At 62.7% G+C, this 656-nt stretch carries 1 protein-coding gene; it reads right to left on the reverse strand.

Going from position 1 to position 656, the window contains the following annotated elements; translation table 11 throughout:
- Nucleotides 1–98: 98 nt before the first annotated feature.
- On the reverse strand, nucleotides 99–656 hold a 558-nt coding region (locus ACFV20_RS36820; protein ID WP_385665472.1), incomplete at its 5' end, for an ROK family protein.

Genomic DNA, 656 nt, shown 5'->3' on the forward strand with positions numbered 1-656 from the left:
TGTCGGCTCCGCGATGGCGGAGCTGTCTGATGAAAAAGTAAACTGGATCACCCGTCTTGTCGTCAAGACTTGAACACAAGAACCAGCTAACGATTTGGTTACCTTGCAGTAATACCGGCGTGTTGGAAGACCAAAGCTGCAGCTCCAAGCGCCTCTGCGCGGGCACCCAAGGAGGACATGGCGAGGTGGGTTGTCTCGCCCACCACGGGCACGGCATGCCGGACCAGCCCGCGGCGGATGGGGTCCAGCAGGAGGTCTCCGAGGCCCGCCAGGGGGCCGCCGACCACAATCACTTCAGGGTTGATCAGATTCGCCACATTTCCGAGGGCGCGGCCCACCGCTAACCCGGCATCATCCACCACGCGCTGCGTCGCGGAGTCACCGGCGAGGCAGTTCCGCACGATGTCCTGCGGGGTCAACAGGGTGTCCTGGCCCCGCCCCAGAAGCTCGATCATGGTGGTGGTGGACGCTATGGTTTCGAGGCATCCACGGTTCCCGCAACGGCACACCAGGCCGTGTTCGTGGATGGTCGCATGGCCGATTTCACCCGTAATTCCCACGTTCCCGTAGTAGGGAATTCCGTTGAGGATCAGCCCGGCGCCGATGCCCGATCCAACCTTGAGGAACAACAGGTTGGAGACGCCGCTGTGGGGCCC

The organism is Streptomyces sp. NPDC059696 (genome assembly GCF_042733745.1).
Classification (GTDB): domain Bacteria; phylum Actinomycetota; class Actinomycetes; order Streptomycetales; family Streptomycetaceae; genus Streptomyces.